Below are 23,611 nucleotides of genomic sequence, written 5' to 3'. Positions count from 1 at the left end.
GGTTATTTACTCTCCTTTAGTTGTTTGATAGATATGCCTTAAGTCATCTAGCGGGTCATCCATGCTGCTCTCGTTTGAGGTAGGTTTCTCTCCACTAAATGATTCATGTGGGAAATATGCTCTAATTTTCATAATTTGCTCTTTTGCCTCAACCTCATCCACTGTAGGATCTAGTAATAGTTTTCGTACTTGATCTTGAACCTCAAGCCGGAAATTTTCTTCGTTGTATAATCGATTTTTTACAATTTCTAATGCATCTTTGTTTTCTTCGGCTATTAAGACGGCTTCAAGAAGGTTTCCGGATTCAATTGCTTCCTGGATGCTTTTCGCTAGTATGCTGGCCTTTTTAAGTCTCTTTTCACGACGGTATTCATCTAGTTCATCCTCTTGATCGATCACTCTGAATCTCTTATCATGCTCCTGGTCATCTTCGCTTTGTTTAACAAGAACATTGATATCTGTAACAGCAACTCCAACTTGCTTTAATCCTGCGACCATTGAAGAGTGTTCATGTAGATCCTCGATATGGCGTTTTACACGCTTCGCTTCAGATATTGGATAGTCACTTGTGATTTCTTCAAGCCAATATGGAAGCTTCTTTTGGATATAGGTGACAATTTCTCCTGCCCCTTGCTGAATAAGTGAGATTGGGTCAACAACCTTGTAATCAATCGACAGGTCTACAAGGAAATGGCGTCCACGATCCTGTGAAGGAACCTCATTTTCATAATGGAAATTTAAGGTCGTCATGTTGACACTATAAACTTTCGTATATTTTCCTGCCCGAAGATCACTGCGTGTGATCCGGTCTCCATTTTTCACGACTAAAAAATGATTTTCTTCATTTGTATAAACAAAGGCCTGTGTCATCGAGGAAGCTGGCGGTTTTTCAAAGAAACTAAATTTGACTGGTTGAACATCGATTAAATTCATGTGGTTTTCCTCCCTTTTTGTTGCATCATTTCTTCATATAATTCGGTAAATGGTTGATGGTTTTGTGTTGTCATTCTGATTTTTAACCAGCTTTTTGCTCGTTCTCCTACTGAGTGATTCTCAAAGTAGAGAAGGGCAAGAACGAGTGGTGCTAGCTTCTTGGGCTGTTCGTAGGCAGCCACTGTTAAAAATTCTTCTCCTAATCTCTTACTCTTGCTATATAGTAATGACTCGCTTATAAAAGGAGATAGTTGATCCTTTAGCTGTTCACCTGTTAAGGTTTCGATAAGGCGAGAGATGCGTGACCTTAGGATTGAGAAAAAGAAATGAAGAAATTCAAACGGTTCTTTACTCATTTGTTTTTCCTCTCGTAACCAATCATTAAAGTATAACAAAAACGCTTCATCATAATCAGGATTCAGATTTCCAAGCTTCATTAAGTTGATAAAGCTTTGTTTTGCAGGATGTCTTAATGTTTTTGGGTTGCTTAAATATGCTTTTTGTAATAACTCCAATGATCTCGGATAGAGTAAAATGCCAATTTCAGAACCAAGTGCTACGGTTGCTGTCCATTGTAGCGCAAGATTATTTCGCTGCGAGCTCCAGCTATTTACTAAATGAATCACTTCCTGTACATAGTGTTCAGAAGTGATGAGCTTTGATAAAATCTTGACTGCCGTCAATCGGTAAAACGTATTGTCATGCATTGCCCATTTCTGTAGTAACTCTTGTCTGATGGTTGGTAGATCACTGCTAGAAATCAGAGCTAAGGCATTGGTGAGAGCTGTCATTTCTGACTTCCGTGCCTTTGTTACATATTCATCAAACCACTGTAGGAATGCAGGTCTTGCAAAGCGAAATTGTTCCCAGAATTGAGTTAAAATAACCTGTGCTTCATCTGGGTGTGTAAGTCGAAGATGATCAAGCGCTATGTAGCCAATATCTGAGTTTACTTTTTTGGTAACACGCTCAGCATTTAGAATCTTTAGCTGCTCGCTATCTGTCATAAAGGCAGCTTCATTCCCTTGGGCCCATGAAGTCTGCAGGTGATGTTGCAGGAGCTGAGATGCCTCTGTAAATGTATTTTCTGGGACCTCTTGTAGAATGGCTAGTGTCAAATAGTGTGATACGAGACGAAGTGAATGTCCATGCTGATGATACCATTCAATCACACGTTCTTCCACTTGACTTTGGAGCTGTTTAATCATGGCGTCTAAATCGATGCTGCCGCTCATAACAGGTAATAACTTGTCTGGAATTGAGACAATTTCGTATGGAAGCAGATTTTCTAAAAAAGGATCAATTTCAGTTAAAGTTGCTGGTGGAACCTCATTTACGCCTCGCTCCTTAGCATGGTTGATCAGAATGCTCCTTTTGTTTGTTGGGCAGTCAATCGAATGTGTCACGATCCAATCAGGTAGTTCAGTTTCTTCAGTCGTGATTACAAGGAAGCTGTTTACAAGCTGTAATTTTTCTTGAAGCTCCTCCCAAATGGTGAAACTAGACTTTTCAAAAAATAGGAAACTAGCTTTATCAATGATATAGCCTGTATGGTGTTTGAGTTGTGTACTCATAAAGTCTACGATGGTGTGAGTTGGTAACACCTCGATAATGTGCTCAACAGCTTGATCAAGCAATAAATTGATTGCTGTTGAATACTTACCTGTGCGTTCTGAATGTTGTAAGACAGCAAGGTGGGATTTCGTTAAAAAGCTACAAATCTGCTGGAAATTTGGAACTGGAACATATACACGACTTAGTTGCTCTATGCGTTGGTTCTTCATCATGAAAGCAGTCGTTGAATGCTTGGTTGAGTGTGTATGAACGATCGGTGCTCCAAATGATGTCAGCCAATCTGTTGAAATCTCACTTTGCTCACGTTCAATCTGAAAGGTTTTCATCCTTTCATGAAGCACATCTACTGCAAGCTCTATCGATGGGAATTCGAATAAAGAGGTCATTTGCATGCTTCGAATAATGAGAACGAGCTGTTTGGCAATCGGTGCATCATCAATTAAGATCGGTAAAATCAATTTATTCATTTGATCAGCATATTCAATTTCTCGATACACATACTTTGAATCGTGCACTTCCTTTGAATGTAAGAGGAGGACGACATCTACTTGATCAATTGCATCAACGATATCTACCAAATAGTTATTTCCTTTCGCAATATCCCGTGGGGCATACCAGCATATATAGCCAAGGCTCTCTAAATAATCAGCCATTTCCTTCATGATTGGGAAATTTATACTAGCATGGCTTAAAAACACTTTTATCTTCTCATCCATTGTTATCGTCCTTCCCAATAATAATATAACGATCATTCGTTAAATGGATTCCTTTTGGAGATAAAGAAGAATCTCCAGATCGTTGTGTTCGAATCCAAACGGTTTCTCGGTGTGAAAGGGCAGAAGGACTCGTAAACTCATCAGGAAACCCTTGTAATTGACAGCGCACGATATGGGCTGTACCACCCACCTTTTCCGGCGACTTTGCGCCATTCCATAATGCAAATAGCAAATGACTATGCTGGGCAACGTGGGCACCTACTGCGAAATAGCAGGAGGCATCATTCTTTTTGCCTTGAATAAGCTCAGGCACATAGGCATGTACTGCCTGCTCATAAAGGGAATAAAATTGCTCTCTTTCTTTGTCGGATTTGAAGTCTTCTATATAACGCTCTAAAGGGAAGGGAAGCGTAACATGTAAGGCAAGTCCCCGCTCAAGGGAAAGCTCAGCAACAAGCTGATCAGCACCTGATGCTAATGGCGATAAAACAATGATCTGTTTGTTTGGCTTTTTAAATAGAAGATCATCAAGCCATGCGCCTGTTTTTTCCTTCACCTCTTGAAAAGCTTGTGGGTGAATATCACGATGACCTGTTACACCTAGTATGTATGCTTGCTGCATCTTTTTCGTACTTCCTTTCAATTTTAAAGAGCAGTTAAAATCTCATTGCTTGAATTTAGCTTACTTTGTTTTAGTAAGTTAAGCTGTTCTAGTTAAAGTAAACCCGTAAATATCATATTTAAAAGAAGCCCTGTTTATGAATAATGCTTGGCATTCTTCTTAGTTTTCAATGATAAATGATAAGAAGCATTGGCTTGATGACTTCCTTTCACTCCTGTTTAGATGACTTTTGAAATCTCGTTTTAATTCACTTTCTAATGGTTACTATAATAAAATATTATACAAAAAAAGGGTCTTATTTCCTAGGGGTTAATCGTTTCTTGTCTTATTTTGAAGGTTGGTGGATTGAATTTAAGTCTGAAAAAACGCAATAATTTTAATAATGGATCTATTCCATATTCAATGGCTTTTACATGATGAACTTGTTATAATTCAGCCTATTATAAGTAAGGAGAATTATTAATATGTTTAAGAAAACTGAACTAATCTTTATTAGTTTTATGCTATTTTCGATGTTTTTTGGTGCAGGGAATTTGATCTTTCCTGCCTTTTTAGGAAGATCAGCTGGGGTAGAGGTTTGGCTATCATTAGCTGGCTTTATTATTACGGCTGTTGGGCTGCCGATTCTTGGTGTTATCACAGTTGCGAAGGCTGGTAGCTTTCATCAGCTAGCAACACGTGTTCATCCATTATTTGCGCTTATCTTTCCTTTATTAATTTACGTTTCGATCGGACCTGGTCTTGCGATTCCGCGTGCTGGAACGATAGCGTTTGAGATGGGCTTAAAGCCATTTTTACCACAGACTTTGATGGACAAGCCTATCATGCTACTGGGGTACACGGTTGTTTTCTTTGCCATTACGCTATGGCTTAGTCTAAACCCATCAAAGCTAGTTGATCGTTTTGGGAAATTGTTAACACCATTGCTGTTACTGATGATTGTCGTGATCTTTACGAAAAGTATGATCACACCGATTGGGGCTTTTTCTTCCCCTTCAGAGACATATAATGAAACTCCATTCTTTCAAGGGTTTTTAGATGGGTATTTAACAATGGATGCATTGGCAGCTCTTGTGTTTGGCATTGTTGTTGCGAATACGATTCGGGCAAAGGGTGTGCAAGATCCGAAGCAGCTCTCGAAATATATGAGCTTCGCGGGAATTGGTGCAGGGATTTTGCTGGCATCGATTTATGGAATTTTAAGCTATCTTGGTGCTTCAAGTGCATCGGTTGGGCAGCCTGAAAATGGTGCGCAGGTATTAACGATTGTCATGAATGAGTTATTTGGACAGACTGGTATTTTGATGCTCGGATTGTTATTCACGCTTGCGTGTCTTTGCGTGTGTATTGGGTTAATTATTTCATGTAGCCAATACTTCTCAGCAACCTTGTCCTTCCTTAGTTATAAAGGCTGGGCTGTTGTGCTAGCGATTGTCAGTATGATTGTCGCAAATATGGGTCTCACACAAATCCTGTCTGTTTCAGTTCCAATTTTAGGAGCGATTTATCCTGTTGCGGTTGTTTTGATTACTCTCGGTTTGATAAACAACTATATACCAAACCATGTTTATTTATTTGCAACATTGTTTACAGGGGTGTTTAGTTTAGTAGAGACTGTTAATTACACCTTTTTGGGTAATTCACTCGATTCTCTTTTAGGAGTAGTTCCTCTGTATGATGTAGGAGTTGGTTGGGTGCTGCCGGCGGTTGTTGGGGGAGTGGTTGGTTTTGTGGTGCCTGTCACCACCCGGAAATTGTCGAACGAAGGTATTTGAGTTTTATTGGTGCCTGTCACCACTCGGAATTTGTCGAACAAAGGTATTTGACTTTTATCATTGCATGCTATATTCTAAACCAAAAACAGGAACATTCGTTCTTGGTTAGGAGAGAAAAATGGCTACAATGAAAAATAGTATAAAAGGGCAAGTGTGGTAAAAGAGTGGGAAGAAAGAAGCGAGTTTGGATACCCCATCACTTTTACCACATTGTTTGCCGTGGAAACCGTCGTGACCCTTTATTTATAGAAAATGGCGATTTCCTTACCTTTTTATATATCCTCAGAAAGATCCACGAAAAATACCCTTTTGAACTTGCCTCTTATTGTTTAATGACGAACCACTTTCATCTACAACTCAGATCAACAGAACAATCCATATCCAAGATAATGGCCCTTATCAACAAAAGATACGCAAACTATTTTAATACCCGATACAATCTTTCAGGACATGTATTTGAGAAAAGATTTTTCGATAAGGTGATTCTTTCTACAAGTGGAATGTTGGAGGTAAGTCGATACATTCATTTGAATCCTGTAAAAGCTAACATAGTAGAAAAGCCAGAGGATTATCGATGGGGAAGTTATCTGTACTTTATGGGAAAGGGGAAGATAGACCAGCCATATTTTAACCCTTCGATTTTATTGGATGAATTTGAGGGGGAGGTTGATGAAAGAGTGAGGAAGTATTGTGAGTATGTAGGCGGTGCCTGTCACCACCCGAAATATGTCGAAAAAGAGCTTAACCCTTGAAATGAATGGATTAAGCCTCTACAACATTATACAGCTTTTCTCCGAATATAAACCAGCCCACCTGCAAAGAAAATCACGAACCCGCCAATAATCGCAAAAATAATCGATTCGAATGAAACGAAGAATCCACCCCAAGGACCATCTCCTTTTGGAATCATTGTTAAAAACGGCTGAACCCAAGGGTAGTAAGGAGCATAGTTTTCAGAGTTCGCGACTAATATGTTTGGTAATGTAAAGACGACGTTCAACGCAAGTGGTGCGGCAAAGCTTGACCATGCCATTGATACTAAAAGCATAAGTGCTGCAAGTGGCAGTGTTGCGATCCAGCCACCGACTAAGCTTTTGAACATAACGAGAGTAGGGAAGGGATCTGTGAATCCTTTTATAAGTCCTACCGATATCCAGCAGACCATAAAAAGAATTTGATTTAAGGCGATTAATGACATCACAAGTGAGAATTTAGATATATATACTTGAGTTCTTTTGACAGGTAAACTTAAGAGCTGTTTCCAGCCTCCGTCTTTGTGTTCATATCGGCAAATAAAACTTGTAAAAACACCGATTATTAACGGTAAGAAAAGGATTGTATGAACAGGTGTCATTATGAGTAAAGTTGTAGTCCATTCATTGATAGTTCCTTCCGTTGTCTCTGTTGTTGCTAAACCAACTGCAAAGGCAAGTAAGGGGCTAACAAATAGCAGCAGCCAAATATTTGTTTTTCTCATTTTTAAGATTTCAGATTGTACAAGGTGCCAAAACATTATTTCACATCCCTTTTTTGGAAGTCGATCATACCGATTAACAGGATGATGACCCCAACGATTATTCCGACGGTTACATACCAAATAGGCTCCTGGTCCCCATAAAGCAATGGCCATTTCCAGATAACCCAATCTGGTGCATAATAGGCGAATAACGTCACAACTGCACCGAAAATTCCAACCGTTAGCGGAATGGCTTGATTATCTAGGATAATTGACAGCCAGATATGAATCGCTAATAAAGGCAGACCTGCCAATAGTGGATAAAAGCTATTTTTTAAGATGGCTACAAATGGAATGGGTGATTCTGCAAATCCTAGCCCTATCCCTAAAAGACAAGTTCCGATGAATAATAGAACACATGAGAGTAAGAGCATCATAAATGTGACGATAAACTTTGAAGAAAAAACAACACGTCTTTTAACAGGTAAGCTTAGGAGTTGCTTCCATGAGCTTTGTTGATGCTCGATTGTTGCAATTTGTGAGGCTAGAATCGTGATGCCAAGTAACAGGGCAGGGGCTACAAACATATTTACATTTTGAATGAGGTCCTGCCAGAGATCCTCTCTACCTTCTACTAAATATTCGTACCGGACACCATAGTTCACCATTTGCAGCGCAATCACGCCAAAGGGTCCGAGAAAAACAAGGAACCAAAACCACTTCCGTTTAATTTTTAGTAAATCAGCTTGCAGAACCGCCAGCATGTTGGGCTCCTCCTTCACTTGTTAAGTCGAGGAAGATATCCTCAAGCGATTTCCGTTTTTCTTCCACTCGGTAGATAGCAAGACCGCCATTGACTAAAATCGTAATAATCGTTGCGACCTTTTCATCAGCCATATCCTCACAGATGACATACTCATTTTCAACCTCAACTAAAAAGCCTTTAGCTAAAAGCAGTGCCTTTGCTTTTTTCGCGTCCTTCACTTTTATCATAATCTGTGCCATTGCTTTATTACGTAGCATCTCGATTGAATCTTGATAGATCATTTGTCCTTTTGAAATGATGCCAACCTGGGTGGCCATTTGATCAATTTCGCTTAATAGGTGACTAGAAATCAAGATCGTAATTCCGTATTGCTGGGGCATCCTCTTGATAAGATCACGAATTTCATGAATACCAGAAGGATCAAGCCCATTAGTTGGTTCATCTAAAATTAATAGCTCTGGTCTACCTAATATAGCTGCAGCGATTCCGAGGCGCTGCTTCATACCAAGTGAATAGCCCTTAACAGCCCGGTCTGCATCTTTTGTTAACCGAACGATCGAAAGCACTTCATCGATTCTACTTTTGTGTACTTGTAAGATTTTTCGTAATGCTTCTAAATTTTCTCTTGCAGTTAAATGTCCATAATATGAAGGGGACTCTACCAATGATCCAATTTTCTTAAGTGCCTTCAGATGATCATGCTTCACATCTTCACCGAACAATTCAATTTTTCCGCTTGTAGGCTTCATTAACCCAAGCAACATTCGAATTGTTGTTGTTTTACCTGCTCCATTTGGTCCAAGGAATCCGTATATTTCTCCCTTTTTAATTGAAAGATTAATATGATCTACGACTGTACTTCCTTTGAACTTTCTTGTTAAATCTGTTGTTTTTATCATCATTTCATTCATTATTTTTCACCTCATCTATAGCTTAGAGGGATAGAGTTAAAATTGAGTTGTTGTTTTGTTTAAATTTTGTTTAAAAATTGGGAGGGATTTGGTAATTGGAGATATTCGTGAGGTGGTAAATGGTGACGTATGAAGTATTGAATATATTATTTCAATTCGGTATATTTCTAGCAACATCTTTAGCAGCTTTTGTTGCTATAATTGCAGTAGTCACCAATAGAAAAAAGAAGTAACCGCCTAACCTCTCGCCAAGTTTAGGTAGTTACTTCTTTTTAAATTACAATAAACCAGGCTGCCGCTCATTTGCGGCATGTAGTTGCGAAGTTCTGATCAGGTGGATCCTTCACCTGATCTTTTTTATCTTAACTAAATTATAAGTAATTCATACATAATTATCAAGAGGGAGCGGAGGGATTGTGGCTTTGCAAGGCACAATTAAACATTAGGATTTGTCTTAGCGAAACGAGAAGAGGTTAAGCTTGATTAAGAAGACATTACAGTCGGGACGAAGTTTTAACAACAGAGGTACTATACTACGTTGGCTTACTTCTTTCGGGAAGATATTGATAAAGTTATTCTAGATGAAAAGAGAAGTAACTCTTAGCTTCAAACGAGGTTAGACTGTTACTTCTTTTTTACATTCCTAATTAGTCAGACAGATTTCATCTAGTTACGCCGGGGTGAGTATTTCGACACAGTGACATACGATACTTTTGTTGGGTATACAAGGAGGGCAGTGGAGCTTTAATACCATGCGTATTTCGACCAATAACCAGTTGTCAAAACTTAATCAAAATATTTTCAATTATCGACAAATTTCGGGTAGTGACAGGCACGCAAAATGCTAGAATGAAAATACCAACGGAATATATCTACAAAGGGGAACGGTAATGACATACGAAATGAAAATACTGAAAGGACTTTTCCAACCAGGAACCAGTCTTTATCAATTACAAAGAGCAGAAACAATGACAGGTGTCATTCCTAAATTGTTATTACTTTATCTAGTAGCGTTAATTAGTATTGCGGTAAGTACATATTTTGGAATTGGAGCCGAGACATACTCAGGGACCATTACGGAACAAAACAAAGCGGAGTTTGAAGCAGGTAAACTGTTAGTGTTCGGTGGGAAACTTGCTTCAAGCGTTTTGTATACCACTCTTTTTATTTGGTTGGCTGCACTTTTTTTCTGGATCATGCTTGATATTTCTTACCTAAAAGCAGTGATTGTTCAGATGTTTGTGTTTACAATTCACTTATTCGAACAGGCTATTACAGTTCCAATTCTTGTGTTATTTGATTTGAATCAAGTAAGTAATCCCTTTTCATTTGGCGTCATTAGCCAGTATTTGTTCAAAAATGAGTTTTGGCAGCATTTTTTCGGATCAATTACTCTATTTCACTTTCTAGCAATCTCAGTTCTTTTCTATTACTTAAAAAATCTTTCTGATAGAAATAAATTTGGAACGCTCACTGTCATTGTTTTATTTTATCTGATTATCTGGATGTTAACAGCATTGATGGCGTATGTAGAAGTACCCGTTATCGTGAGGAGGGTGCTGTGATGAAAAAGTGGATTATCATTTCGTTAACGGTTGTTTCATTAGGGTTTATTGCCTTAAACGGGTATTTAATTGCAAAAAAGGATAGCAAGGTTCAGCATACTGTTTACGTTGAAGATTGGACACGTGTTACGAAAGACGATGTTGTCGAAACATTTGATACAGAGGGCGTTATGATGCCTCAAGAAGAATATAAAATATACTTTCATGAAATAGATAAAGAATTTCAACGTTTCCTTGTTAAAGAAGGTGATGTCGTAACGGCAGGAACACCATTATTTGAGTATATCACTCCTGAACTCGATAAGCTGAGGGAAACACTTGAAGCTGAAAAGCTACAGGCTGAGGGAGAAATATCTGGTATTGACGATTACATTAGCACATTACTAGATTATCAAGCTAGCATCCCAGCTCCAACTGAAGCTGTAGAAGAAGTTTTTGCACTAGAGGAGGGTTTAGAGGGAGGATTGAAAATTGAAGTCGATGAAAATGCTTCTTCCGAGATGATTGTTAGTGCAATTGAACAAGAAATCTATAAACAAGAGCTCGAAAAAAGTAAGCTTGAAGAAGAAGTGAAAAAGTATGATAGTCAATTAAACACGATCGATGAACAAAGTGGCACAGCGATGATCGTAAGTGAATCAGATGGGATTGTCAAAGAAGTTAATGAAAAGCTTGGAAATCCAGTCATCACCATTGTTTCCAATGTCCTTTCTGTAGAAGGATTGCTTACAGAATCCCAATTTAAAAAAGCTGAAATGGGCATGAAGTTTTCCGCTGATGTTAATGGAGAGAAAAAGCAGCTTGAAGGAACACTTGCTAAAATCAATCCTTATCCAGCAAAAGAGCCAGAGGTCAATAAAGAAAATCACTACCAATTTGAAGGGGATCTTACCGAACAGTCTGAAACAATCGCCATAGGAGCAAAAGCAACTGTTTCAGTTGTGACAGCAGAGGCAATCGGTGTCTTAACAGTTCCTGAAAAGGTGATTCAGGAGGGCAAGAAACCTTATGTCTATCAATTAAATGGAAATGGTCTCATCACAAAAAAAACGGTACAAACCGGGTTAGGCTTTAATGGAATCAAAGAAGTTACTAAAGGTGTTGAAGTGAAAGAAGTCATGATGGTTTCTCCAGAAAATGTACCAAAAAATAATGCTCATTTTGTTACCGAAATGAAGCCTACAAGAATTAAAAAGGATGCTTTTAAAGAGTTCTCAACGCGTGATAAGTGGGAAGCATTTTTAATTGGGTTGATTGAGAAATAAGGGCTCTTTCGCAGGATTATTATGGGGATATACTAGGGAGAAGTGCTATTGACTTACGGGTTCAGTCCCCTATCGCAGACATTAATAATGTAACCAAAAATGACTATCAAATTGTAAACTAATTTGATAGTCATTTTTTATTGATATAATATTATTAGTAGGCGATACCTACACGTGATTTTATATAATCGCTTGTTTTTATCTGTCTAAATGTAAATTCTGCTGTATCCGGTACGGATATTTCAACTCCACCCTCCGGCAAAAAATTTCGGTCTATTCGATATTTGCCTACCCTTTCTCCATCCGGCAAGTACGTAGGACAGACAATCGTCCATTCGAGGGTTGATTGTTTGAGCATATCGAAAACTTTATGATGTTCTTTCGCTGCGCGGGTTGACTTACGCTTTGATTCACTTGATTGATAACGCAGAGAATTTGGCGTGGTTCTACTTTGCAGGATACCTGCAGTTCCTATAGTTATTATTCGTTTTATACCTTCGTTTTTCATTGCTTCGATAATAAGTGGCATACTTTCTGATAGAGTGGTTGTGCCATCAGTATTTAGTGCACTAATAACTACATCACTCCCATGCATTGCACGTACGATATCATCTTTATTTAAAACATTCCCTTGAATAATGGTTAAATTTTCATTATTTATTTGAATCTTCTCTGGAGTACGAACTAATACAGTAACATGATGTCTGTCATGCAGGGCATAAGTAACTATTTGACTTCCAACTCGTCCAGTTGCACCTAAAAGTAAAATATTCATAAAAATGAGCCTCCTTTTGCAAATACTAATATTTTACTATAAAAGTTATTGGGGTATTTATTTTCACAATCAAAAAGCATCGAAAAACGGTACCAATGTCATATGAATTTTACTATACACTATCAGCTACAAATTCACGTTTTGCTATAGGTAACGGAACCTGTTAGCTCCTTCTCTCAAGTAATAGTGCGCTTTAAATTCTACGGCCCCACAATCTTAACAACAGTACCTTCCTCACTCGACTCAATCGACCACGTCAACCCCATTTCTTTCACCATAAGATCAACAATTGTAAGGCCAATCCCTGCACCTTGCTTATCACTTTTTTCCTTAAATCCATTTCCCTTGTCCTGAATAAGAAGCTGCCCGCCATTCCCTTGTTTGCTTAAGGTAATGCCGACATACCTTCCTTCAGCTGCATGACGAATGATATTTTGCAGGAGATTTTCGATTAATCGTTCCATCCACTGAGGATCAATTGTCCAATAGATTGGTTCTTGATGTGTGTCAATGTCTATTTTAAATTGCTGCTGCTCCAAAACTGGATACCATTGAGCAGCTATTTTTCGGATCAATCGGTTAAGATCTGTTTGCACCGGATGGTATGGATACTTCCCTGCTGATAAAAGTGTGTATGAGAACAAGTTATCAATCAGAGCACTAAGATAATCTATTTTCTGGTCAACTGATGCAAGTGCTTCATTTCCCTTTATTGACTTTACCTCTTCCTTCACAATCGAAAGCTGCGCACGAATGGTTGTAAGAGGTGTGCGGAGATCGTGGGATAAATTTGCAATCAGATCCTTTCTAAGTGTTTCTTCCTCTTGTTCCCGTTTTCGACTTTGTTCTAATTCGGTAATCATCTGATTAAAGCTTTTTTCAAGCTGCCCGATTTCATCGAGTTTTGATATGACAATTGTATGAGGGATGCCAAGTTCACTCCTATCCTGCATAGCATTTGTTAAACGCAGTAATCGTTTATGGATTCCTTTGAAAAACAGCCAGGATAGGAAAATAAATAAAAATAGGATGAAAATAACAATGATCATATAAAGATAACTATAACGATCATCTAACCGCTGAATAGGTGGCTCTAGTAGGGTGCGGTCGACTTTGATGACCATAAACCCATTGGTAGAATCACCGCCGAGAAATGCGACAACAGTAAACGGATCTGCATCATAGTGCTGCTTCATAAATTGAATCGTGTAAGAGGGTGTCCATTTGTCAGGAAGGTCACCTAAGTCACCATATGTTTCCCGCGTTTTTCCTGAGCGGTCGACCCAGAACATTTGCGATTCAGGGTATTTTTTGTGTAGTTCATGAAGGTGTCGGCTAATGGTTGGATCAGATTGATCAGCTAGTTTTTTCGCTTCCTCATGCCACAATTCTTCTAGCTGGCTAAAGCCTTCGAAGGTGTCCTTTTGATCATCCATCGCAATTTGTGGGACAAATACGAGCAATGAAACAACTGGAACTGAAAATGGAATAATCATAACTGCGATGAAAATGATCATTAAATATTTAACCTGTAAAGATTTCACCCATTTCATGCCTTCACCCGATAACCAATCCCACGGATTGTTTCAATAATTTCTGGCTGTGATGGGTTTAGTTCTAGCTTTTCTCTTAAGAAGCGAATATGAACCATTAAGGTCTTATCACCTTCAAGATAGGGTTCCTCCCAGACACCTTCATAGAGCTGTTCCTTTGTTAAAATTTGATTTAGATGTCTCATAAAGTATGTAAAAATTTGATGCTGTTTGCCAGTCAAGATGATTTCCTTACCGGTAGTTGTATTGATAATGACATTGCTTGCTAGATCGATATCTAAATGCTTTAGCTGTTTTTTTGCTGGTGAGCTGCGATCAAACCTTCGCAATAAAATCTCAACCCGCTTCGCAAGCTCCTCTGGATGAAACGGCTTTGTAACATAATCATCCGCAAATTCGAGTCCTTCTAATTTATCCTCAAGCGATGACCTTGCCGAAACCATAATAATTGGGAGCTCAGGATTTCCCTTTTTAATTCTTCTTCCAAGTGAAAACCCATCTAACCCAGGAAGCATCACATCTAAAATAACAAGATTAAATTCAGCAAAGCTTGTTGGCAAATTGATACCAGAGGTTAGCCAGGTGACATCGAATCCTTTTGATATTAAGTCGTTTTGAACCCATTGCCCGATTTCTTTATCGTCTTCTATGTATAGGATGTTCATTTTTGTTCCCTCCCTATCTAGTTACTATCTTACAGAAGGGGGGTGGTGCCTGTCACCACCCGGAATTTGTCGAATTTTGGGTTTGGTGTATCTGTGTATTCCGTGAAGTATTCTTTTCCCTGAAAATTCTCAACTAAATGTTGCTTTAGCGGAATTTTTGTAGAATAATCTATGGCGATATTTGTCTAGATAAGATTTAAAGGGGAGATAAACTAGAAATATTGTGAATAATTCTTTGGAAATAATGATAGTTTTGGTTTTTTATAGGTGATTTAGCATGATTTATAGGGATAGTTAAAAGAAGATAGCTAAATATCAACCTGAATAAATAGCCTGAAATAATAATTTCCCCTTATTCCAACAATTTGTGACCGAATTCTCTTCATCGAAAGTACTATTCTAATAGAATGAATAAGGACTTTTACTTCATTTTCTCGTTTCGAAAAGGAGTATTTATTTCGTGGGACGAAATGATTTAGTCAGGAAACATAAACGATTTTCTAATAAAGGGGAGATTGGGTTGAAGAAGGGGAAAGTAATAAAAACTGCTATGGCAATGGCACTTGGGCTAAGCACATTTGCGCTAGGGGTCTTGTCGCCTGCACAGAAAGTAGTTGCTGAAACAGCTTTGAAAGAAGTGACGGCACCATCTCTTGGTGTAACTACTGATTTAGGTATTGCAAATGATGAGAGATTAATAGAGATGCTTAAAAAGCAAGGGAAGCTTTCTAAAAAAGCAACTCAAGCACAAGCTGAAAAGGCCTTGCAGGAGTATCTTAAAGGGAAAAATAAGGTAGGTTCAACTAAAGATAAGCTGCCAAAGCCAATTGAGAAACTAGAAGGTTCTGATGAGCCCACTAATCAAAGCTTAAAAAATGGCAATGGAAACAAGCTTGGACAAGCAAAGAATAATAAGGTTGATTCAGTTGAACAAGAGAATTACACAGGAGCTGTTCGTGAGGATAAAGTTCTTGTGCTTGCTATTGATTTTTCTGACTATCAGCAAGGATCAATTACAAAAGAAGAAACAGATATGTTTTATGGGGATTATCCACTTGAGCACTTTGAGAGTATGATCTTTGGTGAAGATGGCTATGAAGGTCCAAATGGAGAAAGCCTTGTCTCAATGAAGCAGTACTATGAGAAGCAATCAGGTGATAGCTATACAGTTGAAGGACAGGTAGCTGGCTGGTATACGGCCGAACATCCTGCAAGCTATTATGGAGGAAATGATCCTGCGCCTGACGGCAATGATGCACGACCTCGTGAATTAGTTTATGAAGCACTGAAAAAAGCATCAGCAGATCCTAATGTAAATTTAACAGAATACGATCAATGGGATCGCGATGATTATGATGGAGATGGAGTGTATGCAGAGCCAGACGGAATCATTGACCATTTAATGGTAATTCATGCTGGTGTTGGTGAAGAGGCTGGGGGCGGGAAGCTCGCTGGTGATGCAATTTGGTCCCATCGATCTAAGCTAAGTACGGGTCCTGTTGCTGTTCCAAATGCAACGTCTGATAGTGATCGCTTCGGTGGTTTGTTAGGTGCTTGGGATTATACAATTGAACCTGAAGATGGTGCAGCCGGTGTGTTCGCACATGAATATGGCCATGATTTAGGCCTTCCAGATGAATATGACACAATCTATAGTGGTGCAGGTGAGCCTGTTGAATACTGGTCAATTATGTCAGCGGGTAGCTGGGCAGGGAAAATTCCTGGAACGGAACCAACTGGTTTTAGTCCATATGCAAAAGAATTCCTACAGGCAGCACATGGTGGTAACTGGTTAACGGGAACGACGATAGATGGAGCCGATGTAACAAGTGAAGGGACAACAATTTTACTAGATGAAGCTGTTACAAAGGGAACAAATCAAGATGCAGTAAGAGTAAATCTTCCTGATAAAAAGACGATTGTAAACACGCCAGCTAGTGGGCAGTTTGAGTATTTTAGTGGTAGTGGTGATGAGCTGGATCATTCGATGACTACAACTGTTGATTTAACAAGTGCAACAAGTGCTGAACTTACATTTAAAACATGGTATGACATTGAGGCAGATTGGGATTATGCATCTGTTCAAGTAAAAGAGGCAGGTTCTAATGAATGGACGGCTATTTCTGGAAACATCACAACAACTGAAAATCCATATGAACAAAATCCAGGGCATGGAATTACAGGGAATTCTAATGGTTGGGTCGATGCTAGCTTTGATCTTTCCGCATATAAAGGGAAAAATATTGAAGTGAAATTTAACTATTGGACAGATGTAGCAGTGGCGATGCCAGGCTTCTATGTTGATAATATTGTGATAAAGGCTGATGGTACAACGCTAGTAGCTGATAATGCTGAAGGAGATTCTGTCTTTACATTTGCAGGCTTTAAGAAGGATGAAGGAACATTCTCTTCCGAAAACTATTATTTATTAGAATGGAGATCTCATAATGATGTGGATGCTGGCTTAGCACATATTCGCCGTGGTGCTAGCCTAATGAGCTTTGATCCAGGCTTAGTTGTTTGGTATGTAGACAATTCCTATGATAATAACTGGACAGGTATTCATCCAGGTGAGGGCTTTCTAGGTCTTGTCGATGCTGATCAGCATACAAACTATTGGAGTGACGGTACGGTTGCCTCGGCTCGTTATCAATTAAATGATGCCGCCTTTAGCCTTGCTAAATCAAGTAAAATGTTCTTAGATTACTCAAGTATCAATGGCTTAACATTAAAGGATAACTTTACACAGAGCAATCCGTTATTTGATGATGGTGCCGACTACAGTAACAAAGGTCTTGTCGATGCTGGACGAAATGTACCAAATACAGGATTGAAATTCCGTGTGGTTGGAGAGAGTGAAGATGGTACGGTTGGGAAGGTGATGATTTTTAAATAAGCTCTTAGCTTGAAGATATCTTTATATGAAAATATTTTTTAGGGGGGGTGGACCATATTGCCTGAGTTCACCCCCTTTTCTAATGGTATTTTTGGTAGAAACAACTAAGTTGGATTTTTATTGTAAAATCGCCCTCTCTACAATATGATAGAAATAGTTCAAAAGTAATAGGAGAGGGGTTACTTTGTGTACTGTCCCAACTGTGGAGCAAAAATGTCAACAAAGACCAGATATTGTCCGGTTTGTGGAAATCATAGAAAAAGTGTAGCTAGTAAACTACTAATCACGATCACAATTTTAATGGCACTCATATGTATATTTGTTTTCATTTTTCTAGGAGTAAAGCTTAATGATTTCATCCCGACTCAACAGACGGAAAGTCAGGTTGTGAAAAGTGAAACAGTCACTCAGACTAAAGAAGAACCGGAAAAGGTTGCTGTCAACGAAACAAAAAAACAAACTACAACACCAAAAGATGTTACAGAAATTATAAATTCTTCGCAACCAAAGGTTTATACCATTTTTACCGAGCTAAGCCAAGGGTCAGGATTTCTTATAAATGATAAAGGTGACATCTTAACAAATGCTCACGTTGTAGAAGGGAGTCTTACGCCAACAGTTCGCAGCATGGATGGAAAGGAATTTACAGGTCAGTTAATTGGCTATAGTAACACAACTGATGTTGCGGTCATTCGTGTGCCAGATTTAGCAAAAATGAGTCCCCTTGCGCTAGAATTAACTCCAGCAAAAATTGGTGAAGAAGTCATTGCGTTAGGTAGTCCACAAGGCTATGAAAATACTGCAACACTTGGAAATATCAGTGGTGTGGATCGAACATTTGTGATCGAGCCTTTCTATTATAGTGGTGTCTACCAAACATCTGCACCCATTGCACCTGGGAGTAGCGGTGGACCATTAGTAAATAAACTAACCGGAAAAGTCGTTGCGGTAAATTCTGCAAAGGATATCCGTGAAGAAAACATTGGTTTTAGTATCCCTATCTACCAAATCATCGAACTAATCAATCAATGGATAAGCACTCCTTTATCAGACGATGACATCATCGCTATGTTTTACTACGAGGAAGGAGTCTACTACTACCAAGACTACCTAGATGAATATGGCTATTTTGAAGGTGGAGATTATAGTGAGGACTATTCTGAGTACTATGAGATTCCATATGAAGACGGTAGCTGGGATGAGAGTTTTGAAGAAAGCAATGAGTATGAATATGAAGAATACGAGTCTTATGAAACGGAAGAAGATTATGATTCTTATGTTGATGAAGAAGAATTATATGAAGCTGAGGAAGACTATGATTCTTATGTTGATGATGAGGAATTGTATGAAGCTGAAGAAGACGAGAGTTGGAACGAAACTGGTGAATATGAAGATGCTGGTTATGAAGAAGAATCTTATTATGAAGAAATACCTGATGATTCATATATAGAAGAAGAAACGAATGTTGAAGGGGAAGAGACGATAGAGCCTTCTCCAGAAGAAAATGCTCCGGCAATAGATGAAGAGATAACCAATGAATGAGATTCATAAGACCGATCAAGCTAGTTTAGTTGGTTGACATTTAATGAGGGGGTTGAACGAATAAGAATTGTTCAACCCTTTTTCTTAAGAACGAGTGAATTTTTCGAAAAAAAGCGTGTATCCAGAAAGGATAAATGGATTTTAAGTCAAATTTTTAAAGAAGATGATTGTTAAAAATAACCCCTTTGTAATAAACACCTTTTGTTTGATAGTTGCTGTCTGTTTTTACCACATTTAAAATCAATTTGAGTTGGTTAACTGCATCGACAATCCCGCTAGCATTGATGATAAGATCACGTTGATGATCGTTCGTATCAAATGTGAATACATATTGTTTCAAAGCCATACACCCCTTTGTGATTTACAGTTATATCAATCATAGTAGGCTGATTCCATATTATATTCCATGCTGTTGTTCGTTTTACTCACATGGTTTTTTTATCAGTGAATTGGCGGAAAACTTCGTGCTACTGTAATCGAAATGATTGGGCAAGTTAAAATTCTTTGAATCGAGGTGAGCTCGTACTTTGGAAAAAGCGGTCAATGTAAGGGATGCAGACAATAAACAAGAATACCTGAGAAAATTCGGACTGAAATCATTTATCGAATTTTATTTTCATAATTACCATGGCTATCCATGTCCACTAAACAATCCTCAAACGTTATCAGAAAAAATTCAATGGTTAAAGCTGAATGGGAATTTAGAAAGATTCGCGCGTTATGTTGATAAATATCAAGTTAGAGAGTTCATAAACAAAACAATTGGAAAAGAGTTCTTAATCCCACTTTTGGATGTTTATTCAACAGTAGATGAAATAGACTTCGAAAAGCTGCCTGAAAAATTTGTGATTAAGGCCACACATGGTTCAGGATGGAATGAAGTGATCCTGGATAAAAGCAAGCTTGATTTAGCGGAATTAAAAAAGAAATGTGGAGATTGGCTTGGGACTAATTTTTATGATGTTAGTGGTGAGCCGAACTATAAACCTTTAACAGGAAGGATTATTGTGGAAGAATATATTGGTGAAGAAGAAGTGGATCTTAAGGATTACAAATTCTTTTGTTTCCATGGTGAACCATTATTTATCCAAGTGGACAGTGAAAGGTTTGACAGCCACAAACGAGACCTTTTTACAGTAAAGTGGGAGCCGTTAGCATTTCGTTTGCTTTATCCAAAATCAGAAGAACAAATTCAAAAACCAACAATGTTAAATGAGATGGTGACGATCGCTAAGGAGCTTTCGCGGGACTTTCCTTTAGTTCGTGTCGATCTTTATCAAACAGCTAATAGGATTTATTTTGGTGAGCTAACGTTTACACCAGGTAGTGGGTTTATTGCCTATGATCCGCGGGAGTATGATTTGTTTTTTGGGTCGAAGTTGGATTTGTCGAAGTATTAGATTTTAAGGGATATATAAATTAATAATGAAACACACGTTCTATTAATGGTAGTAGTTTAGTAATGGAAATGATGACAACATTTGAAGCAATGTCTATTGCACTAAAATCAAATCTAGTTTTGATTGGTGTTTTAACAATTGTCATTATGTTACATCAAAACAAAAAGAAGTAACTTGCCCAACCCGACCAAGGTAAATGGGTAATTACTTCTTATTAAAAACTATATACTTGGTTAGCCGCTCTCTTGCGGCATGTAGTCTGCATGATCAGTGTTCTTAGCACCTGATCTTTTTTATTCTTACCTAGATTATAAGTAAATAATACATCGATATCAAGCAATAGGGTTGATTTTCTCTTGAAGTAACCGTACGAATCAAAATGTTAATTTTAAAAATGGATCAAAAGTAAACCTCAACCGAACGCATCATTTCATCTTCAGTTTCTTTTGTCACCTGCACAACAACCTTTGCTAAAGAGGATGATTTTTTCTGTTGATCAAGCCATTTTGCCAGGGCTTTTGTTGTACTGATGAAATCCTTTATTGCTGTTTTAGTCAAGACCTCATAAAGTCCAATAAAGTCAATGATCATAACTCGGGTCCAGAATTCTTGATCACAGTTCTCCCAGCCGGACAGTTCATATTGTTCCAAAATCATTCTTAAGTCAGATAGACTAAGTCTATATTTTCTGATAGTATTCTCAGATTTACCTTCTGTCTTTTCTTTAAAGAAGGCAACAAAGTCGTCTGAGTAGAAGGTGTTAACGTTATCCGGTGTGAATCCGAGTTGCTCGTAGTATGGGATGTCTTCCTTTTTCACTACATGTTGTCCCTCTGGATTCTGAGTTGTTAGCTTTTCAAAAGTTGATGTTCTATTTTCCCCACTTGTAACAAATGGTGAAAGGGCAAGTCCGAGCTCTTTACGAACCGTATTATAGTCTGCAGTCGTTACGACTTGTTTAAATTGTTGCTGTACTTGTTGATACATATTATATTCCATTTGTTTTAGCCAGTTGTCCGCGTCATCTTTTCTTCCTGAGTCAATCAATTCTCTAATAGTTAAACCGTTAAACAGTCCAATTGGTTTATCTAATTCAAATTGTATGTTATTTTGCGCATATAGAGCAAAGTATTGAGGTATGTCCTTATCGTAAGAAACGACCAATTCTCTTATTTCAGCCTGGAATGGAATCGTTAGTGAATTAATTTTTTCATTCGTAAACGATAAAGCAGAAGAAGCAACTAAGCTTTCCATAAGTTGTTTGAATTCCACAACACGAGCATAATCCAAGCTAATGAACTGTAAGATATTATTTTCTACAGAAAGTTTCCCATGTAATTCAGCAATATGAATTGGACGTGAAATTTCACTATCTGTGTACATGTACCAGCTATCAACCCAACTGCATAGCTTTTTATTCTTTTCCCATATGTCAATCATAAACTGCTCATTGCTCTCGATTAAAGCAGAAAGAGCTTTTTCATCTAGTACCTGATATTGAAGTGTGTATTCACTAATCTCTTTACTTTCAGAGTTCTCCATCGCTTCATCTGTTTTTAATGCAGCTATTACCTCTGGAAAGTAATCAAATAGTACTTGCTCATGGCTTTGTTTAAAGGTTTCAGCTAGTTCTTCAACCTTTTTAACTGCTCGATTTACACCCATAGGATCTTCGAAAACTCTTACACCATTAAAATAGAATAACTGATCAAATGGCTCAAGTAGTCCAATTGTGCCATACCACGGGACAAACTCAGGATCATCGTTTTTAATAAAAGGTACGCGGTATTGCTTATTAGTAAACCGATCTTCATAATAAATGATGTCGGCTTCCTTATTAACAGCCTGGACGATTTTTGGCGTTAGCTCCTGCCATGTATTAGCCATCTGACGTTCTTCTTCTGAGAGACGTGGGGCAATTTCCTTGGTAAACCATTCAATCCCACGAAGTCCATTTTCAAAACGATGGAAGAAAAATAACCAAAACTCAAAAAATCCTGTTTCATATTTTCCTTTAATTGCGTGCTGTGATCGTTTTTTGAATTCTGATTGCAGTTGGTAATACTTGTTTGAAGGTACCTCTTTATTCATAAAATCTCTAAGCTTTAAAACAAGCATATGTTTATTTTGAAAGAATCGTTCTTCTTTAACTTCTTGAAATTGAATGACATTTGCTTTACTTAAACAGCATTTTTTATATTTTTTTCCACTGCCACAAGGACAAGGATCATTACGTTTTATTGCCATATTTATCACCTATCAATTTTTATTATATAAATATGTAGCCATATGTGATTTTAGATGAATAGTACCAACTATTCAAGAGATAGTTTTTCTTTAAAAGGTAAGAAAGTATAAAAGTTTGTACTTAGTTTTGGTGTCTAGCTCCAGCGCCTAGCCCCTCGAGGTCATAAGCCACAAGTGAATTGAAGACAAAGAACGTCATCTATTCACTTGCGTCTTATTGCCCGAGGCTGAGCAAGGCGCTTCCGCTTTTCTAAATAATGAAACTTTCTTCCTTCATCATACGTACTAATAATAGTACGTTAATAATAGGAGTCGATTCGATTGAAACAATTAGTTAACTTTTTACTTCGGTCATCAGTAGCTACATTTTCAACAGGGACAATTTGGCTTGGGAGTTTTTTCGCATTTCATCAACCATTCCTACTTGCAAGCGCTTATGCATTAGGTGGAGGTGGTGTCGTTTACCTATCAATTAAAGGAATGACAACACACCGCTTTTTGAAACAGAATCAGCTGTCGAGGAAGGAATATCAATATATAAAGAAGAACTTAAACGAAGCCAGCAAAAAAATCAGGCGACTCAGAAAGGCACTTTTGAATGTGCGATCAGTTGCTTCTATAAAGCAAAACATTGAAATTATTCGTATCGTTAACAAAATCTATACGATTACCAAAAATGAACCTAAACGTTTTTACTTAGTAGAGCCGTTTTATTATTCTCACTTAGACTCAATGGTCGAAATCAGTGAAAAATATGCATTTTTAGCAGCACAACCAAAGAAGAATGCCGAGTTATCGATTTCTTTAAGTGAAACACGTAGGACAATCTCTAAACTTGCAGAGACCTTGGAGAAGGATTTATACGATGTGCTCGCAAAGGATATTGATCATTTACAATTTGAATTAGATGTTGCCAAGCTTTCTATTAATAAAACAATCAAAAAATGAC

The 23,611-nt window shown here is 38.0% G+C and carries 21 protein-coding genes; 9 read left to right on the top strand and 12 right to left on the bottom strand.

The genetic code is table 11. The annotated features are described in order from the left end of the window. Window positions 1-6: 6 nt before the first annotated feature. The 3 genes from I7822_RS09045 to I7822_RS09035 are packed head-to-tail and all read right to left on the bottom strand — an operon-like array spanning window position 7 to window position 3,846. On the bottom strand, window positions 7-933 hold the full coding sequence (locus tag I7822_RS09045) for a hypothetical protein (RefSeq protein ID WP_207977172.1): 927 nt from the start codon (window positions 931-933) through the stop codon (window positions 7-9). Continuing rightward, window positions 930-3,224: a toll/interleukin-1 receptor domain-containing protein gene (locus I7822_RS09040; RefSeq protein ID WP_207977170.1), complete on the bottom strand. Its 2,295-nt coding sequence runs from the start codon at window positions 3,222-3,224 to the stop codon at window positions 930-932. The genes I7822_RS09045 and I7822_RS09040 overlap by 4 nt, the downstream gene beginning before the upstream one ends. Beyond that, on the bottom strand, window positions 3,217-3,846 hold the full coding sequence (locus I7822_RS09035) for a hypothetical protein (RefSeq protein ID WP_207977169.1): 630 nt from the start codon (window positions 3,844-3,846) through the stop codon (window positions 3,217-3,219). The genes I7822_RS09040 and I7822_RS09035 overlap by 8 nt, the downstream gene beginning before the upstream one ends. Before the next feature lie 458 nt (window positions 3,847-4,304). On the opposite strand from I7822_RS09035, the gene brnQ reads away from it, so the two are divergent. Continuing rightward, window positions 4,305-5,621 carry a branched-chain amino acid transport system II carrier protein gene (brnQ, locus tag I7822_RS09030; RefSeq protein WP_443673934.1) on the top strand — a complete coding sequence of 439 codons (1,317 nt, stop codon included), beginning with the start codon at window positions 4,305-4,307 and terminating at the stop codon, window positions 5,619-5,621. A 164-nt stretch (window positions 5,622-5,785) separates the two neighbouring features. Beyond that, window positions 5,786-6,373: an REP-associated tyrosine transposase gene (locus I7822_RS09025; protein ID WP_207977165.1), complete on the top strand. Its 588-nt coding sequence runs from the start codon at window positions 5,786-5,788 to the stop codon at window positions 6,371-6,373. A 26-nt stretch (window positions 6,374-6,399) separates the two neighbouring features. Here I7822_RS09025 and I7822_RS09020 read toward each other — a convergent pair whose 3' ends face one another. Genes I7822_RS09020 through I7822_RS09010 form a run of 3 tightly spaced genes read right to left on the bottom strand, consistent with a single transcriptional unit; the run spans window position 6,400 to window position 8,754 of the window. Continuing rightward, complete coding sequence (locus tag I7822_RS09020; RefSeq protein WP_207977163.1) at window positions 6,400-7,134, bottom strand: ABC transporter permease; 735 nt, start codon at window positions 7,132-7,134, stop codon at window positions 6,400-6,402. Next, the gene (locus I7822_RS09015; RefSeq protein ID WP_207977161.1) at window positions 7,134-7,841 is read right to left on the bottom strand and encodes an ABC transporter permease; all 708 of its coding nucleotides are present in this window, start codon (window positions 7,839-7,841) and stop codon (window positions 7,134-7,136) included. Before I7822_RS09015 ends, I7822_RS09020 begins: the two co-directional genes overlap by 1 nt. After that, on the bottom strand, window positions 7,819-8,754 hold the full coding sequence (locus tag I7822_RS09010) for an ABC transporter ATP-binding protein (RefSeq protein ID WP_207977159.1): 936 nt from the start codon (window positions 8,752-8,754) through the stop codon (window positions 7,819-7,821). The genes I7822_RS09015 and I7822_RS09010 overlap by 23 nt, the downstream gene beginning before the upstream one ends. A gap of 119 nt (window positions 8,755-8,873) precedes the next feature. On the opposite strand from I7822_RS09010, the gene I7822_RS30195 reads away from it, so the two are divergent. The 3 genes from I7822_RS30195 (at window position 8,874) to I7822_RS09000 (ending at window position 11,584) form a co-directional block, all read left to right on the top strand. Next, window positions 8,874-8,987, top strand: coding sequence for a putative holin-like toxin (locus tag I7822_RS30195; RefSeq protein WP_279381934.1), 114 nt, complete (start codon window positions 8,874-8,876; stop codon window positions 8,985-8,987). Between the two features lie 657 nt (window positions 8,988-9,644). After that, window positions 9,645-10,319, top strand: a complete 675-nt coding sequence (locus tag I7822_RS09005) for a hypothetical protein (RefSeq protein ID WP_207977157.1) — start codon at window positions 9,645-9,647, stop codon at window positions 10,317-10,319. Next, the gene (locus I7822_RS09000; RefSeq protein WP_207977155.1) at window positions 10,319-11,584 is read left to right on the top strand and encodes an efflux RND transporter periplasmic adaptor subunit; all 1,266 of its coding nucleotides are present in this window, start codon (window positions 10,319-10,321) and stop codon (window positions 11,582-11,584) included. The genes I7822_RS09005 and I7822_RS09000 overlap by 1 nt, the downstream gene beginning before the upstream one ends. Window positions 11,585-11,738: 154 nt before the next feature. On the opposite strand, the gene I7822_RS08995 is transcribed toward I7822_RS09000, so the two are convergent. The 3 genes from I7822_RS08995 to I7822_RS08985 form a co-directional block, all read right to left on the bottom strand. Continuing rightward, entirely contained in the window at window positions 11,739-12,359 is a 621-nt protein-coding gene (locus tag I7822_RS08995; RefSeq protein ID WP_207977153.1) for an NAD(P)-dependent oxidoreductase, read from the bottom strand. Window positions 12,360-12,559: 200 nt separating this feature from the next. Then, window positions 12,560-13,912 carry a HAMP domain-containing sensor histidine kinase gene (locus I7822_RS08990; RefSeq protein ID WP_207977151.1) on the bottom strand — a complete coding sequence of 451 codons (1,353 nt, stop codon included), beginning with the start codon at window positions 13,910-13,912 and terminating at the stop codon, window positions 12,560-12,562. Next, entirely contained in the window at window positions 13,909-14,577 is a 669-nt protein-coding gene (locus tag I7822_RS08985; protein WP_207977149.1) for a response regulator transcription factor, read from the bottom strand. The genes I7822_RS08990 and I7822_RS08985 overlap by 4 nt, the downstream gene beginning before the upstream one ends. A gap of 520 nt (window positions 14,578-15,097) precedes the next feature. On the opposite strand from I7822_RS08985, the gene I7822_RS08980 reads away from it, so the two are divergent. Continuing rightward, window positions 15,098-17,473 carry an immune inhibitor A domain-containing protein gene (locus tag I7822_RS08980; protein WP_443673933.1) on the top strand — a complete coding sequence of 792 codons (2,376 nt, stop codon included), beginning with the start codon at window positions 15,098-15,100 and terminating at the stop codon, window positions 17,471-17,473. Between the two features lie 213 nt (window positions 17,474-17,686). Beyond that, window positions 17,687-19,015, top strand: coding sequence for a S1C family serine protease (locus I7822_RS08975; protein ID WP_207977147.1), 1,329 nt, complete (start codon window positions 17,687-17,689; stop codon window positions 19,013-19,015). A gap of 154 nt (window positions 19,016-19,169) precedes the next feature. Here I7822_RS08975 and I7822_RS08970 read toward each other — a convergent pair whose 3' ends face one another. Next, complete coding sequence (locus I7822_RS08970) at window positions 19,170-19,355, bottom strand: hypothetical protein (RefSeq protein ID WP_207977145.1); 186 nt, start codon at window positions 19,353-19,355, stop codon at window positions 19,170-19,172. A gap of 187 nt (window positions 19,356-19,542) precedes the next feature. On the opposite strand from I7822_RS08970, the gene I7822_RS08965 reads away from it, so the two are divergent. Then, complete coding sequence (locus tag I7822_RS08965) at window positions 19,543-20,415, top strand: ATP-grasp fold amidoligase family protein (RefSeq protein ID WP_207977143.1); 873 nt, start codon at window positions 19,543-19,545, stop codon at window positions 20,413-20,415. Between the two features lie 19 nt (window positions 20,416-20,434). Here the strand turns inward: I7822_RS08965 and I7822_RS30190 are convergent, their stop codons facing one another. Together I7822_RS30190 and I7822_RS08960 are read right to left on the bottom strand one after the other, a co-directional pair. Next, entirely contained in the window at window positions 20,435-20,560 is a 126-nt protein-coding gene (locus I7822_RS30190; RefSeq protein WP_279381932.1) for a hypothetical protein, read from the bottom strand. A gap of 254 nt (window positions 20,561-20,814) precedes the next feature. After that, on the bottom strand, window positions 20,815-22,662 hold the full coding sequence (locus I7822_RS08960) for a YecA family protein (RefSeq protein ID WP_207977141.1): 1,848 nt from the start codon (window positions 22,660-22,662) through the stop codon (window positions 20,815-20,817). Window positions 22,663-22,983: 321 nt separating this feature from the next. Between I7822_RS08960 and I7822_RS08955 the strand changes: the two genes are divergently transcribed. After that, the gene (locus I7822_RS08955) at window positions 22,984-23,610 is read left to right on the top strand and encodes a 5-bromo-4-chloroindolyl phosphate hydrolysis family protein (RefSeq protein ID WP_207977139.1); all 627 of its coding nucleotides are present in this window, start codon (window positions 22,984-22,986) and stop codon (window positions 23,608-23,610) included. Window position 23,611 lies beyond the last annotated feature (1 nt).

The organism is Metabacillus bambusae (assembly GCF_017497975.1).
Lineage (GTDB): Bacteria > Bacillota > Bacilli > Bacillales > Bacillaceae > Metabacillus > Metabacillus bambusae.
The sequence above is the reverse complement of the archived record's forward strand: the minus strand, read 5'-3'. Positions and strand labels throughout refer to the sequence as shown.